At 66.4% G+C, this 14,666-nt stretch carries 13 protein-coding genes; 6 read left to right on the top strand and 7 right to left on the bottom strand.

Going from position 1 to position 14,666, the window contains the following annotated elements; genetic code table 11:
• Window positions 1-16: 16 nt before the first annotated feature.
• Both ABJ363_13380 and mutL read left to right on the top strand, forming a co-directional pair.
• Window positions 17-1,327 carry a glucose-6-phosphate isomerase gene (locus tag ABJ363_13380; protein MEP4379989.1) on the top strand — a complete coding sequence of 437 codons (1,311 nt, stop codon included), beginning with the start codon at window positions 17-19 and terminating at the stop codon, window positions 1,325-1,327.
• A complete protein-coding gene (gene mutL / locus ABJ363_13375; GenBank protein MEP4379988.1) occupies window positions 1,324-3,168 on the top strand; it encodes a DNA mismatch repair endonuclease MutL in 1,845 nt (614 codons plus the stop codon). The genes ABJ363_13380 and mutL overlap by 4 nt, the downstream gene beginning before the upstream one ends.
• A gap of 1 nt (window position 3,169) precedes the next feature.
• On the opposite strand, the gene rsmD is transcribed toward mutL, so the two are convergent.
• Genes rsmD through ABJ363_13360 form a run of 3 tightly spaced genes read right to left on the bottom strand, consistent with a single transcriptional unit; the run spans window position 3,170 to window position 5,233 of the window.
• Window positions 3,170-3,748 (bottom strand): 16S rRNA (guanine(966)-N(2))-methyltransferase RsmD, encoded by a 579-nt coding sequence (rsmD, locus tag ABJ363_13370; GenBank protein ID MEP4379987.1) that lies wholly within the window; start codon window positions 3,746-3,748, stop codon window positions 3,170-3,172.
• Complete coding sequence (locus ABJ363_13365) at window positions 3,745-4,476, bottom strand: pseudouridine synthase (protein ID MEP4379986.1); 732 nt, start codon at window positions 4,474-4,476, stop codon at window positions 3,745-3,747. The genes rsmD and ABJ363_13365 overlap by 4 nt, the downstream gene beginning before the upstream one ends.
• 43 nt (window positions 4,477-4,519) lie before the next feature.
• The gene (locus tag ABJ363_13360; GenBank protein ID MEP4379985.1) at window positions 4,520-5,233 is read right to left on the bottom strand and encodes a gamma-glutamyl-gamma-aminobutyrate hydrolase family protein; all 714 of its coding nucleotides are present in this window, start codon (window positions 5,231-5,233) and stop codon (window positions 4,520-4,522) included.
• A gap of 94 nt (window positions 5,234-5,327) precedes the next feature.
• On the opposite strand from ABJ363_13360, the gene ABJ363_13355 reads away from it, so the two are divergent.
• Window positions 5,328-5,780, top strand: a complete 453-nt coding sequence (locus ABJ363_13355) for a nucleoside deaminase (GenBank protein ID MEP4379984.1) — start codon at window positions 5,328-5,330, stop codon at window positions 5,778-5,780.
• Window positions 5,781-5,790: 10 nt separating this feature from the next.
• Here the strand turns inward: ABJ363_13355 and purD are convergent, their stop codons facing one another.
• Window positions 5,791-7,065: a phosphoribosylamine--glycine ligase gene (purD, locus tag ABJ363_13350; GenBank protein ID MEP4379983.1), complete on the bottom strand. Its 1,275-nt coding sequence runs from the start codon at window positions 7,063-7,065 to the stop codon at window positions 5,791-5,793.
• Window positions 7,066-7,129: 64 nt separating this feature from the next.
• On the opposite strand from purD, the gene xseA reads away from it, so the two are divergent.
• Both xseA and ABJ363_13340 read left to right on the top strand, forming a co-directional pair.
• Window positions 7,130-8,695: an exodeoxyribonuclease VII large subunit gene (gene xseA / locus ABJ363_13345; GenBank protein ID MEP4379982.1), complete on the top strand. Its 1,566-nt coding sequence runs from the start codon at window positions 7,130-7,132 to the stop codon at window positions 8,693-8,695.
• The gene (locus tag ABJ363_13340) at window positions 8,692-9,510 is read left to right on the top strand and encodes a M23 family metallopeptidase (protein MEP4379981.1); all 819 of its coding nucleotides are present in this window, start codon (window positions 8,692-8,694) and stop codon (window positions 9,508-9,510) included. The genes xseA and ABJ363_13340 overlap by 4 nt, the downstream gene beginning before the upstream one ends.
• Here ABJ363_13340 and lpxK read toward each other — a convergent pair.
• Genes lpxK through ABJ363_13325 form a run of 3 tightly spaced genes read right to left on the bottom strand, consistent with a single transcriptional unit; the run spans window position 9,507 to window position 13,629 of the window.
• A complete protein-coding gene (gene lpxK, locus ABJ363_13335) occupies window positions 9,507-10,484 on the bottom strand; it encodes a tetraacyldisaccharide 4'-kinase (GenBank protein MEP4379980.1) in 978 nt (325 codons plus the stop codon). The genes ABJ363_13340 and lpxK overlap by 4 nt on opposite strands.
• A complete protein-coding gene (locus ABJ363_13330; GenBank protein MEP4379979.1) occupies window positions 10,481-11,803 on the bottom strand; it encodes a 3-deoxy-D-manno-octulosonic acid transferase in 1,323 nt (440 codons plus the stop codon). The genes lpxK and ABJ363_13330 overlap by 4 nt, the downstream gene beginning before the upstream one ends.
• A complete protein-coding gene (locus tag ABJ363_13325; GenBank protein MEP4379978.1) occupies window positions 11,800-13,629 on the bottom strand; it encodes an ABC transporter ATP-binding protein in 1,830 nt (609 codons plus the stop codon). Before ABJ363_13325 ends, ABJ363_13330 begins: the two co-directional genes overlap by 4 nt.
• Window positions 13,630-13,823: 194 nt before the next feature.
• Here ABJ363_13325 and ABJ363_13320 point away from each other — a divergent pair, with 194 nt between their 5' ends.
• Window positions 13,824-14,660 carry a class I SAM-dependent methyltransferase gene (locus ABJ363_13320; GenBank protein MEP4379977.1) on the top strand — a complete coding sequence of 279 codons (837 nt, stop codon included), beginning with the start codon at window positions 13,824-13,826 and terminating at the stop codon, window positions 14,658-14,660.
• Window positions 14,661-14,666: the final 6 nt, after the last annotated feature.

Here is a 14,666-nt window from a genome sequence, read left to right as displayed (position 1 = left end):
TGGACACGGAACCCGAATGCCAGAAATCTACACTCAGAATGTCAGCGGCTGCTTGGCCAGCTCGATCGGCGATGACGGCCTGACCGGCGACGCGCTGGAAATGGCGCGCGCGGCGGCGTGGGATGTCTGGAGCGCGATGCGCGCCGACATCAACGAAGGCGGGTTCCCGGCGGTTTCGATCGCGCAGCAATCCGATGATCTCGCGGCTGTCCGGGATGCGGTGACGCGGCTGTCGACCCATTGTGACACCGTGGCCGTGATCGGCGTGGGCGGCTCCAGCCTCGGCGCAGAGGCGCTTTGTGCGTTGGCCCTGACCCCGCCGGTCGATGTCCGGTTTCTGAACAATCCCGACCCCCGAACCGTGGCGCGCTTCGTTGCCGGCGTCGATCTGTCCCGTGCCGGCCTCGTCATGGTGTCGAAGTCCGGCGGCACGGCGGAAACGCTGGCGCTCGCGATGACCCTGATGCCGACCCTGATCGCAGCGCGCGGCGACGATGCGGTCGCGAATTACGGCGTCGTCATCGCCGAACCGGGGGACAACCCGATACGCCGGTTGGCCGCGCTCTGGGATGCGCCCGTGATCGACCATCCCGTCGATATCGGGGGCCGGTATTCCGCGCTCAGCGCTGTCGGGTTGTTGCCCGCGGCGCTCGCGGGACTGGATATCGCCGCGATCCGCGCCGGCGCGGTCGAGGCGCTGGGCCTGAACCTCGCGGGAGAGGCCATAGACGATGTGCCGGCTGCGCTTGGCGCGGCCGTCTCGCTGGCGCTCCTGCAAAGCCAGGGCGCGCGCATGAGCGTGCTGATGCCCTACGCGGATGCGCTCGCGCCGTTCGCACGCTGGTATCGCCAGCTCTGGGCCGAGAGCGTGGGCAAGAACGGCCACGGGACCACACCCATAGATGCGCTCGGTGCGGTCGATCAGCACAGCCAGCTCCAGCTCTATCTCGACGGCCCCAAGGACAAGATGTTCACCATCGTGACCCAGCAATTGGCCGGCCGCGGAGAACGCGTGTCGCCGGAACTGGCGACTCATGCCGGGGCCGCGTATCTGGCCGGACAGACGACAGGCGATCTGCTGGCGGCGGAACAGGAGGCGACGATCGAGAGCCTGGGTGCCCATGGCCGCCCGGTGCGGCGGATCGAGGTCGGGCGTGTCGACGAGGCTGCCCTGGGTGCCCTGATGGTCCATTTCATGCTCGAGACGGTAACGGCATCCTTCATGATGGGGGTCGATCCCTTCGATCAGCCGGCGGTCGACGACGGCAAGGAACGCGCGCGCCAGCGCCTCGCCGACGCGGCGGGCGCCGCCGGAGGGGCGACGTGACCATCCGGCGCCTGCCCGAAACCATCGTCAATCAGATCGCCGCGGGTGAGGTGATCGAACGCCCGGCCTCGGCCGTGAAGGAACTGGTCGAAAACGCCATCGATGCCGGCGCACGCCGCATCGATGTGGTGCTGCGCGATGGCGGCCGGACCTTGATTGCGGTCACGGATGACGGCGGCGGCATGACGGCAGACGAGCTCGGCCTCGCGGTCGAGCGCCACGCGACATCGAAGCTGCCGGACAACGATCTGACCCATATCGCGACCCTCGGGTTTCGCGGCGAGGCGCTGCCGTCGATCGGCTCGGTCAGCCGTTTGTCGATCGCGTCGCGCGTGGCGGGGGGCGATGGCTGGCAGATCCGCGTGGAGGGCGGTCGTGTCCACGCGGTGCAGCCGGCGCCCCTGACGGCGGGCACCCGGGTCGAGGTTCGGGATCTGTTCTATGCGACACCCGCCCGGCTGAAATTCCTGAAAACCGAGCGCACGGAGATGGATCATGCCGTCGATACGGTGCAGCGGCTCGCCATGGCCCATCCGGCGATCGGTTTCACGATTGGCGACGGCGAACGCGAACGCTTCGCCAGCGCCGCGACAGAAGACCTCGGCGGCAGCGAGGGCGCGCTCCTGCGCCGTCTGTCGGATGTGATGGGGCGGGACTTCGCCGACAACGCTCTGCCGATCGATGCGGCGCGCGAGACGGTCCGTCTGACCGGCCATGCCGGCCTGCCGACCCTCAATCGCAACACGACCAAGCACCAGTATCTCTTCGTGAATGGCCGACCCGTGCGCGACCGGTTGCTGACCGGTGCCGTGCGCGGTGCGTACCAGGATTTTCTCGCCCGCGGGCGCCATCCGCTGGTGGCGCTGTTCGTGGAGATCGACCCGGAGCTGGTCGATGTAAATGTCCACCCGGCGAAGGCCGAGGTCAGGTTTCGCGATCCCGGTGTGGTTCGGGGGTTGATCGTGGGCGGGTTGCGGCACGCGCTGGCGGCGGCCGGGCACAGGGCGTCGACAACGGTCGCCGATGCCGCGCTGGGCGCCTTTCGTCCGGGCGGCGCGGCGGGGCTGCCGCCGACGGGATATGGCGCGGGACGCGGGTTCGGGAGCGGGCATGGTGGCGGCAGGGTGCCGCAGGGATTGGCCGAAGCAGCCGCGGCATACTTCGCCCCCCAGAATCCGGCGAACGCGGCCGGGATTCCCGGGCTCGAATCGGCGCCTGCTTCGGCGGCACTCGAACCCGATGTCGCATCCCCCGATGCGGACTACCCGCTGGGTGCGGCGCAGGCCCAGCTCCATGAGACCTATATCGTGTCCCAGACCGGCAACGGCCTGGTGATTGTGGATCAGCACGCGGCCCATGAACGGCTCGTCTATGAACGCATGAAGGCCGCGCTCGCAAATGGCGGTGTGACGCGCCAGGGGTTGCTGCTGCCCGAGGTTATCGACCTGGATGAGGCGGCGGCGGAACGACTCTCGGATCGCGCCGAAGAATTGGCCGAGCTTGGTCTGGTGCTGGAGAAGTTCGGGACGGGCGCGATCGTCGTTCGCGAGGTGCCGGCGCTGCTGGGCCAGTCGGATGTGGCCGGGTTGATTCGCGACCTGGCGGATGACCTGTCGGAGATCGGCGCGGCGCATACCCTCAAGGAGCGGCTCGACGATGTCTGCGGCACCATGGCCTGTCACGGCAGTGTCCGCGCGGGACGCCGGCTCAATCGCGACGAAATGAACGCGCTGCTGCGCGAGATGGAAGTGACCCCCCATGCGGGCCAGTGCAATCATGGCCGCCCGACCTATGTCGAGCTGAACCTGGCCGATATCGAGCGCCTGTTCGGGCGTCGCTGAACTAGCCTTCCCAGATCACAAAATGCAGCGACGTGTCGCCGTAGCTGCGCATGTCGACCATCTCGAAGCCGGGGCCGCAGTCGATCTCCGTGCCGCGCCGCGTCTCGATGACGATCAACCCGCCCGGTGCGATCCACCCGCTTGCGGCGAGCGCGGCCGGGGCCGTTTGCGCGACGTCGCTGTCATAGGGCGGGTCCAGAAAGACGATATCGCAGGGGGTGCCCGCCGGCGGTTTGGTGGCGTCTCCTGTCCGGTGCACATCGGCGCGGTCGCCGAGCCCCAGTGCGTCGAGATTAGCGCCGATCTGGACCCGGGCCGGGCGATCGGTATCGAAGAACACGGCGCGTGCCGCGCCACGCGACAGCGCCTCGATGCCCAGCGCGCCTGAGCCGGCACAGGCATCGAGTATGCGCGCGTCCGGGAGGCCGGGCGTATCACCGATGCCGCTGGTGAGAATGCTGAACAGGGCCTCGCGGACCCGGTCCCCGGTCGGCCGTGCGTCCGATCCGGGGGGGATTTCGATCCGCCGGCCGCGATGGCTGCCGCCGATAATACGGAGTCTTCCCGGCTGCGATCTCACGCCCGTGGCACCTGTTCCGCGATCACCTTGGCGGAAACTTCCTCGACATGCCCGCGCGGCAGCTTGCCGAGCTGGAAGGGGCCGTAGCCGGTCCGGATCAGCCGGTTCACCGTATAGCCCAGATGTTCCATCAGCCGGCGCACCTCGCGATTCTTGCCTTCGCGGATGTTGATTGTCAGCCAGGCATTGCTGCCCACCTGTCTTTCCAGCGTGGCCTTGGCAGGACGAAAATGCGTGCCGTCGATCTCCACGCCGCGTTCCAGCCGGGCCAGCGATTTGTCCTCGATCCGGCCATAGACCCGCACGCGGTACTGGCGAAGCCACCCGGTCGACGGCAGTTCCAGGCGCCGCGCGAGCTCGCCGTCATTGGTCAGCAACAGCAGGCCTTCCGAATTCATGTCCAAACGGCCCACGGGCTTGGCGTTGGCGAGTTCGGGTGGCAGCGCGTCGAAAATTGTCGGCCGGCCCTCGGGGTCGCGGTGGGTCGTCAGCCGGCCCTGGGGTTTGTGATAACGCCACAGGCGAGCCACATCGCGGGCGGGCAGCGGTTTGCCGTCGATCCGGATGTCGGCATCGATGGCGACATTGAGCGCGGGTGAATCGACGGGCTTGCCATCGAGTGTGACCCGGCCATCGTTGATCCAACGCTCGGCCTCGCGGCGCGAGGATACGCCGGCCCGTGCAATGACCTTGGCGATTCGCTCGCCCTTTGGTGCGTCGGAATTCATGCTCTGCCGCCGTACATGACTGCCATTGGGGATTGTCTGCGATCTAGCGATCGCATGCGTCTATGAAGGCTCGAAAGATCGCGCCGTCACCCGCCGAGACGTTGTACTCGGGATGCCACTGAACCCCCAGACAGAATCGCGTATCGATGGCCTCGATGCCCTCGATCACCCCGTCGGGTGCGACGGCGTTGATGATAATGCGGTCGGATGCATCCTTGACGGCCTGATGGTGGGCGCTGTTCACCTCGAGCGAATCGGCACCGACGATCCGGTGCAGCAATGTTCCGGGCAGTACCGAAACACTATGTCCCGGCTCATCGCGCGGGTTGGGTTGTTCGTGGGCCAGAGCTTCGGGAATTTCATCGGGGATATGCTGGATCAGTGTGCCGCCCAGGGCGACGTGCAGGAGCTGCTGGCCGCCGCAGATCCCCAGCAGGGGCATATCACGCGCCAGCGCGCCGCGGGTGGTGGCGAGCTCGAATGCCGTACGGCGATCCTTGGTGACCACGGTCGGGTGGCGTTCGCCCGCACCGAAGATCGACGGGTCGACGTCGAATGCCCCGCCGGTGATCACCAGCCCGTCGATAATATCGAGATAGTCATCCGCCTGATCGGGCTCGTGGGGCAGGGCCAGCGGTACGCCACCTGCCGCCACCACGGCGTCGGCGTAGTTCTGGCGCAGCGCGTACCAGGGCATGTTCGAGTAGTTGCCCGGCTCCTCTGAATCGAGGGTTATGCCGATCACGGGTTTGGACATGCGCGCACACTACGCAACAGTGGCGCGTCGTTGCAATTTCACTCGCCCCGGCGCGTCGTTGCAATTTCATGCTTTCGCGGGCACCGTCCGCTTCATGAGCGATGCGCGATATATGCAACAGGCAATCGCCGCGGCCCGGGACGCTGCGGTGGCCGGGGACGTGCCAGTGGGTGCAGTCATCGTCGACCGGGATACGTCGCGGGTCGTGGCCGTGGCCGGCAATCGCGTCGAGCAGGACAATGACCCGACGGCCCATGCGGAGTTGCTGGCGATCCGGGCGGCGGCGCGCGAACTGTCTGCGCCGCGCCTGGAGGACTGCGATCTGTATGTCACCCTGGAGCCCTGCGCCATGTGTGCCCAGGCGATTGCGTTCGCGCGCATCCGGCGGTTGTTCTTCGGGGCCTACGATCCGAAAGGCGGCGGGGTCGAACATGGCGCGCGCATCTTCAGCCAGCCGACCACGAACCACGCACCGGAAATCGTCGGCGGCCTCGAGGAGGGTGAATGCGCGGAGATGCTGCGGGCATTTTTCGCAGCGCTTCGCTGAGCCGGCTTCGCTAGGCCTCGCGCGCGACCGCGCGCCAGCCGATATCACGGCGACAGAAACCGTCCGGCCAGTCGATAGCATCGACGGCTGCATAGGCATTCGCCTGAGCCGAGGTGATGTCGCCGCCTCGGGCGGTCACATTCAATACCCGGCCGCCGGTCGCCTTGACCCGGTCGCCGTCGGCGGCGGTCCCCGCATGGAACACGGTGGCGCCGGTTTTCGCGGCGGCGTCGAGACCCCGGATTTCCGTGCCTTTTTCGTAACTTCCCGGATAGCCGTTTGCGGCGAGGACCACGGTCAGCGCCGCGTCGTCGGACCAGCGCAAGTCGAAGGTCTTGAGGGTGCCGTCGCATGCCGCGATCAATGCGGGCACGATGTCCGACCGGAGCCGCATCATCAGCACCTGACATTCGGGATCGCCGAACCGGACATTATATTCGAGCAGCTTCGGCCTGCCGCCGTCGAGCATCAACCCGGCATACAGTACGCCGCGATAGGGGTATCCGTCGGCCGCCATGCCGCGCACGGTCGGCAGAATGATCGTCTCCATTACCTCGGTTTCGAGTGCCGTCGTGAGGGACGGGGCGGGGGAGTAGGCGCCCATGCCACCTGTATTCGGCCCGGTGTCGCCGTCGCCGACGGCCTTGTGGTCCTGCGCCCCGGCGAGCGGCAATGCCGTCTCGCCATCCACGAGCGCGAAGAAGGACAATTCCTCGCCCGGCAGGAATTCCTCGATGACAAGCTCGGCACCGGCGTCGCCGAACGCCTTGTCGCCCATCGCCTGGTCCACCGCGTCGAGCGCCTCGTCGACGGTCTGCGCGACCGTCACGCCCTTGCCCGCCGCGAGGCCGTCCGCCTTGACCACGATCGGTGCGCCGTTTTCACGGATATAGGCCTTCGCAGCATCTGCGTCGGTAAACCGGCCGTAACCGGCGGTCGGGATGTCGTGCCGGGCGCACAAATCCTTCATGAAACCCTTGGAGCCTTCGAGCATCGCGGCGTCGGCGCGCGGGCCGAAGGCCTTGATCCCCAAGGCGTCCAACCGGTCAATGAGGCCTAAAACCAACGGGCCTTCGGGGCCGACCACGACCAGGTCGATCGCCTGATCGGTTGCGAAGGAGACCAGCCCATCGATGTCGTCGGCTGCAATCGCGACGCATTCGGCTTCCTGCGCGATGCCCGCATTGCCCGGTGCGCAGTAGAGCGTATCGCACAGCGGCGAGGCGGCGATGGCCCAGCACAGCGCGTGTTCGCGTCCGCCGCCGCCGACGACCAAAATTCGCATTTCCGCGATCCTTCTTTGCGTCCTTCGTTTCGAGGCCGGCAGTTTGTATCATGGGGGTGATTCGATGAACCAGACGCCCCCCGATACCCAGGACCTGCTGGACCAGAGCCCCGGCGACAATCAGCCACCCGTGCTGTCGGTCGGTGAACTGTCCGGCGCGGTCAAGCGCACGGTCGAGGACAGCTTCGGCTATGTGCGTGTGCGCGGCGAGGTGTCCGGGTTCAAGCGTGCCGCGTCGGGTCATCTTTACATGACCCTCAAGGATTCCGACGCGACGATCGACGGCGTGTGCTGGCGCGGCTCGGCGGGCCGGCTGGAGGTGCAGCCCGAGGACGGCCTCGAGGTGATCGCCACGGGGCGAGTCACGACCTATCCGGCACGCTCCAAATACCAGCTCGTGATCGAGCGGCTGGAGGTGGCCGGCGAGGGCGCGCTTCTCAAGATGATCGAGGAGCGCCGTAAGCGGCTCGCCGCCGAGGGGCTGTTCGATATCGAACGTAAGGCCGCACTGCCCTATCTCCCCGAGGTGATCGGCGTGGTGACGTCGCCGACGGGGGCGGTTATCCGCGATATCCTGCACCGCCTGGCGGACCGTTTCCCGCGCCATGTGCTGGTCTGGCCGGTACTGGTACAGGGGGACAACGCCGCCGCCCAGGTCACCGCGGCCATCGAGGGGTTCAACCGACTGACGCCGGATGGACCTGTGCCGCGTCCGGACCTGCTGATTGTCGCGCGCGGCGGCGGGTCACTCGAGGACTTGATGGCATTCAACGAGGAGAATGTGGTGCGCGCCGCGGCGGCGAGCGACATTCCCCTGATCTCGGCTGTCGGACATGAGACCGACACGACCCTTATTGATTTTGCCTCCGACAAGCGCGCGCCCACCCCCACGGCGGCGGCCGAGATGGCGGTGCCCGTGCGCGCCGATCTGATCGCCCAGGTTGGCGAGGATGGCGCGCGCCTGACCGGCGCGGTGACCCGGCTGTTGCGCAGCCGCAACCAGGAAGTCACCGCGTTGGGCCGCGGCCTGCCCGCGCCGCGGCGTATTCTTGAAGGGGCCATGCAGCGGGTCGATGACTGGGCCGAGCGGCTCGGACCCGCGCTGGCTCGCCTGTTGCGCGGGAAAGACGAGGCGGTGATCGCGCAGGGTCGCCAACTCGTTCAGCCGGACGAGTATGTCGAAGCCAAGCGCCGCGATCTGGCGTCCATGGTGGCGCGCCTCGCGGCGGTAAAATCGGCGGGAGACGGCAGGATCGAGCGTGATCTTCGCGATGTCGCGTCGTTCGGGGTGCGGCTGAAGAAGGCCGGGAACCGCGTTCTGGCTGATGCTGAGAAGCGCGTTAAGGGGCTGGACAAGTTGCTCGAGAGCTATTCCTACAAGGGCGTACTCGAGCGCGGTTTCGTGCTCGTTCGCGATGCGGACGGTGCGCCGGTGCCGGCCGCCGACGGATTGACGCCGGGCGACGGCATTTCCCTCAGCTTCCGCGACGACGGGGTGGTCGGTGCGACGGTCGATAGCGTGGGTGGAGATGTGCCCGCTGCGCAGCCGACAAAGCCGCGCAAGCCTGCGGTCAAGAAAAAGCCAGCGAAGAAAGATCCCGCCGACGATCCGCAAGGCTCCCTCTTGTGAGGTCTTGGGCCGCGGCGTTGGCGATGTCGATGGCGTTGAGTGGCCCGGGTTGGGCGCTCGAACTGCCGAAGGACTTTGTTCCCGGCGCGCTCGTGATCGGAACGGCAGAGCCGGGGGCGACGGTGATGCTCGACGGCAAGCCGCTGCGGGTCGACGCGGCGAGCGGCCGTTTCGTGTTCGGCATCCACCGGGACCGCACCGAGCCTTTCTCGTTGCAGGTCGATTATCGCGACGGGCGCCGCGAGACCATGGGGTTGCCGGTCGTGACGCGAGCCTATGACATCGAGCGCATCGACGGGTTGCCGCCGCGCAAGGTCTCCCCCAACGCCCGTGATCAGGAGCGTATTCGCCGCGAGGCGCGCCTGATCTCCGCCGCCCGCGCGCGCGACAGCGCGGCCCCGCTCTTCGAGGCCGGTTTCGACTGGCCGGTGACGGGCCGGATCAGCGGCCGCTACGGCAACCAGCGTATCCTCAACGGAGAGCCGCGCCGGGCCCATCTGGGAGTCGATATCGCAGCGCCACGCGGGACGCCGGTTTTTGCGTCGGCTCCCGGCGCGGTGGTGCTCGCCGAGGCTGATCTGTTCTATACCGGCGGGACGGTGGTGGTGGATCACGGCCATGGGCTGACGACGATCTACTCCCATCTCGAACGGGTTGACGTTCAAGACGGGCAGGCGGTTGTGGCAGGGGTGCAGCTCGGGACCGTGGGTTCCACAGGGCGTTCGACGGGGCCGCATCTCGACTGGCGGATCAACTGGTTCGATGTGCGGCTTGATCCGGAACTGATCGCCGGGCCGATGCCGTCTGGTCGCTAGCGTGTTGCTGCGCTGATCTTTCTGACCAGGAAATCTTCGATTGCGGCGGGATCGTCCCAGACGAATTTCACCGGCAGGGTTTCCACCTCGCCGCTGAAGGCGTGAGGCAGCCGCACGGCATCCTTTTCCGTGGTGATCGGTGTTGCATTGCGGGCTTTGGCCTCGGCGCAGATTTGCGCGATCTCGCTGACCGAAAACGGGTGGTGGTCGGCGAAGGCATGTGTGGCGACGACCTCGCAGCCGATCGTCTCGAGCGTGTCGAAGAACTTGCCCGGCCGGCCGATCCCGGCGAAGGCGACGACCCGGCGCCCGGACCATTCCGCATGACTGACGGCTGCCTCGATGCGTCCGGAGAGGACGGGCATCGAGGACCGCGTCATCTTTGCGATTCGGGCATGATCGCTGCCGACGATGACCGCCGCGTCGGCGCGCGCCAACCCCTTTGCAACGGGTTCGCGGAGCGGTCCGGCGGGAATAAGTTGGCCGTTTCCGAAGCCGGTTTCGCCGTCGATCACGACGATGCTTATGTCTTTTGTCAGTGAGGGATTCTGGAAGCCGTCATCCATCACGACCAGTCGCGCCCCGTCCTTGATGGCGGCAAGTCCTCCGGCCACCCGGTCGCGGGCGACCCATGTCGGCGCGGTGTGTGCCAGCAGCAACGCCTCGTCGCCGACATCCGCCGATGTGTGGAACTTGGGAGAGACGCGGACGGGTCCGGCAAGACGACCGCCATAGCCGCGGGTCAGGAACGCCAGGTGATCATTGTTCAGAATTTCCGCGATGCTCAAAGCGACCGGCGTCTTGCCGGTGCCACCGGCGACCAGGTTGCCCACGCAAAGGACAGTGGCATCGATGCGTACGGGGTTTGTCCGAGAATGTTTGAGCGCACCGGCGAGCCGGTACACGCAACCGAGCGGGCTGAGCAGCTTGCCCAGTGACGCGTTCGGGCGGGACCAGAATGCCGGCGCCTTCATGATCCGCTCGCGATGGCGTTGGCGATCAGGGGCTGCAGACGGCGCATGACGAGATCGATGACCTCCTGCTTGCGGCCCGCGGCACCGGCGGCCGCGTCGGCCATAGCCTTTGCGCGTTCGGGCGATGCGAGCAGCTCGTCGACAGCCTGTTGCAATGCGTTACCATCGGCCACTTCCCGGCTGGCGCCGGCGGCCTGCAGTTCGGTCGCGATCGACCGGAAATTATCGACATGCGGGCCATAGAAGACGGCGCAGTTCAACTGTGCGGCCTCAAGCATGTTCTGGCCGCCATGGGGGATCAGCGACCCGCCGACGAAGGCAATGGGGGCCACGCGATAGAGCTGGCCGAGCAGCCCGGTGCCGTCGGCCAGATAGATGTCTGTTTCCGGCGTGATGGCCTCTCCGCGCGACCAGCGTGCGACGGCCAGGCCGGATTTGGTCAACACCTGCGCGACCTCATCGCCGCGCTGCGGATGGCGCGGCGCCAGCAGGGTGAGGAGGCCGGGATGTTTTCCCGCGAGGGCCCGATGCACCGTACCGACAATCTCCTCTTCGCCGCGATGGGTGCTGGCCGCGACCCAGGCGGGGCGAATAGCGATCGCATCCTGCAGTTCGATCAACGCCGCAGCGGTCGCCGGCAGGGGCGCGGCTGCCAGTTTCAGGTTGCCGGTCACGGAGACATTCCGGGCCCCCAGCGCCTTTAGTCTTTCGGCGATCGCCTGGTCCTGTGCCAGGATGGTGCCGAAGCATGACAATAACTCGCGGGCGAGTTTGGGTGCGCGTCCCCAACTGCTGCGTGAATGCGCCGACATGCGCGCGTTGACCAGCGCCAGGGGAATGCCCGCGCGGCGTGATTCGAGCAGGAGGTTTGGCCAGAGCTCGGATTCGACCCACAGGGCGGCCGCGGGCCGCCAGTATTCGAGGAACCGCCGCACCCATGCTGCCCGGTCAACCGGGACATACTGATGAATCGCACGGGGCGGGAGGCGCTCGCTCATCATCCGGGCCGAGGTCACGGTGCCGGTGGTCATCAGAAGATTCAACTCAGGGGCAATACGCAGAATCCGCTCGATGAGGACCAGCACCGACTGGGCCTCGCCGATGCTCGCGGCGTGGATCCACACGATGGGCCCGGCGGGGCGCTGGATCGATGGGATGCCGCGGCGTTCGTCAATGCGCGACGCCTCTTCCTTGCCGCGCATCAGGCGTCGCTGGAGCAGGAGTTCGACCAGCGGCAGTCCCGCGGTGGTGACACCGCGATACAGGCTGATGGCGAGAGTGGATTTGCCCCTGTTTCCGGGCCGGTCGGCCCAGGTCATCCGTGCGCGCGTTCGGCGTCCGGCGCGCCGCCGTCTTGGGGGGTCTCTGTACTGTCGGCGGGCCCGGGCTCGCGGAATTGCAGCCGGCTCAACCGCGCATACAGTCCGTCGCGGGCCTGGAGTTCGCCATGGGTGCCGGTCTCGAGAATCTGGCCCTCGTCCAGCACGAGAATCTGATCCGCGTTCATCACCGTGGCGAGGCGGTGGGCGATGACCAATGTGGTGCGATTGGCCGTCAGCCGTTCGAGAGCGACTTGCACTTGTTGTTCGGATTCCGCGTCCAGCGCGCTCGTCGCCTCGTCGAGCAGGAGGATCGGGGCGTCCTTGAGCATCGCGCGTGCGATGGCGACGCGCTGGCGTTCGCCGCCGGACAGGGACGAACCGCGATCCCCGACCAGCGTGTCGTAGCCCTCCGGAAGTGCGGATGCGAAATCATGGGCGGCGGCATCGCGTGCCGCGGCGATCACCTCTTCGTCCGTCGCGTCGGGCCGGCCGAAACGGATGTTCGCGGCGACGGAATCGTTGAACAGAGTGATGTCCTGGCTGACGAGCGCGATGTTGTCACGCAGGCTGGCCATGGTCAGGCTCCGCACATCCTGTCCGTCGATGGCGATGGTACCGGCGTCGACATCATGGAAGCGGAGCAGCAGGTTCATCACCGTCGATTTGCCGGCACCGCTGGGGCCGACAAGGGCCACGGTCTGGCCCGCCGGGATGCGCATGTCCACCGCGCTGAGGGCCGGCTTGTCCGGGGTATAGGCGAAGGTCACCTTGTCGAAGGTGACGTTCCCGCCGGCAAGAACGAGATCGCGGGCATCCGGCGCATCGAAGATTTCGGCGGGGGTATCAAGCAGGTCGAAACTGCGTTGGACCGCAGCCAACCCTTCCTGCAGGGCGGCGTTGAGGTTCCCGAGGCTGCGGATGGGCTGGTAGGCCAGGATCACGGCGGCCAGGAACCCCACGAACTCGCCCAGCGTTCCCGTGCCCGACAATATCCGCCAGCCGCCATAGGCCAGGACCGCGGCGACCGAAACCCCGCCGAGGGTTTCGAGGATCGGGTAGGTACGCGCCCGGCCCTTCACCGTTTTCATGACCAGGTGATAGATGAGGTCGAAGAGATCGTTGGCCCGGCCGCGCTCGTAATCCTCCATCCGGTATGACTTGATCAGGCGAATGCCCGAAAAGGCCTGTTCGAGATTGGAGGTCAGGTCACCCATGCCGGTCTGGGCATTGTTCGAAGCGCGACGCAGGCGCCGTCCGATCCGAATGATCGGCCGGCCGGCCAGCGGGAATGTGACGATCACGATGATCGCGAGCAGCCAGTCGAGGTAGAACATCATCCCGATCAGCGCCGCGGCGGTGACGAAGTCCCGCGCCATGGCCGTCAAGGTTCGCGACAGGGCATCACGCATCAAGTTCACATCGTTGGTGAAGCGCGAGATCAGCTTGCCGGTCGACGTTTCGTGATGGGCCTGCAGGTCGGCATTCATCAGGTGTGAGAACATGGCCTTCTGGATCGCATTGATGACTCGCAGGGCAACCGACTGGCTCAGGACGCTTTGGCCATAGGAGGCCAGACCCTTGATGAAGGTCACCAGAATGATCGCCAGCGGCATCAGCCAGACCACATGTGCGTTCTGGGCCTCGAGCATATCGACCGAGGTCTCGATCAGCTTGGGGTAGGCGGCGGACGCGGCAGCGACGACGATCATCAGGGCCACGGCCATGGCGACCCTGGCCTTGTACGCACTCATCCAGTCGCGCCACATCCGGCCGATCAGTTGGCCTGTGGTGTCCGTCCGGGGATTCTGAGGGGAATCCTGCATGTTGCGGTTACTGCCGCCTCCGTTGGTCGCGCGCCGAATCGGGCCATATGCGCCGTTGTCGATACAAGCCTAACATGCCGCAATTCACCGTGCGCGGGACTGTGCGTCGGCCCGCGCCAGACAAGCCTGTTGCGATTCCCGCTGCGATGGTAAAGCTAGCCTGATTGCGAACGGTGCGATCAGCGAGGGAATATATGTCCGCAGCCGAGAATCTTGGCGAACTTCTACACAGGAATTGCCCGAATTGCGAAACCGACAATTCGAGCCGGCCTGCACTCGACTATTCGTGGCAGGACTGGAAGCTTCGCAAGTGCGGCGCTTGCGGGTTCGTGTATCTTGAAAACCCCCCGGATTACGCGGATTTCAAGGTGGCGTTCGCCTGGGAAAAGAACCATGGCGACCGCAAGGTACGGATGCGCAAGGAGTATCCGCTGGCCTATGGCATTTCGCGCGCCTGGCGGAAATTCTATCGCTGGGCCGTCCGCAAGCCTGACAAGCTGATCAAACGCATCAACAAGTGGGTGCCGCCCGGTTTGGTGATCGATGTGGGATGCGGCAACGCGGACCGGTTGTTGTCGCTGCCCGATCACTACGAGACCAGCGGCATCGAGATTTCCAAGGCGCTGGCCGAAGAGGCGCAGGAACTATTGTCGGCGCGCGGCGGCCACATTACCAACCTGCCCGCGGTCGAGGGGTTGGCGAGTTACGAGGCGGGCACGGCGAGCGGTGTTCTCATGCGCTCCTTTCTCGAACATGAGCACAAGCCGGTCGAATTGCTGACCCATGCAGCGCGGGTGCTCAAGCCGGGCGGCGTGGCAATCATCAAGGTCCCGAACTTCGCGAGCATCAATCGACGGGTCATGGGGTCGCGCTGGTGCGGCTTCCGCTTCCCCGGGCATGTCAATCACTTCACGCCCGCGAGCCTGCGCGCGATGGTCGGCGATGCGGGCCTCACCACGGTCGGGTTCGGCTTCTTCGACCGTTTCCCGCTGAGCGACAATATGTGGATGGTGGTGCGCAAGGGCGGATAAATGCCG

Source organism: Alphaproteobacteria bacterium (assembly GCA_039980135.1).
GTDB lineage: Bacteria > Pseudomonadota > Alphaproteobacteria > UBA6615 > UBA6615 > UBA8079.
This window is presented reverse-complemented; position numbering and strand designations above follow the sequence as displayed.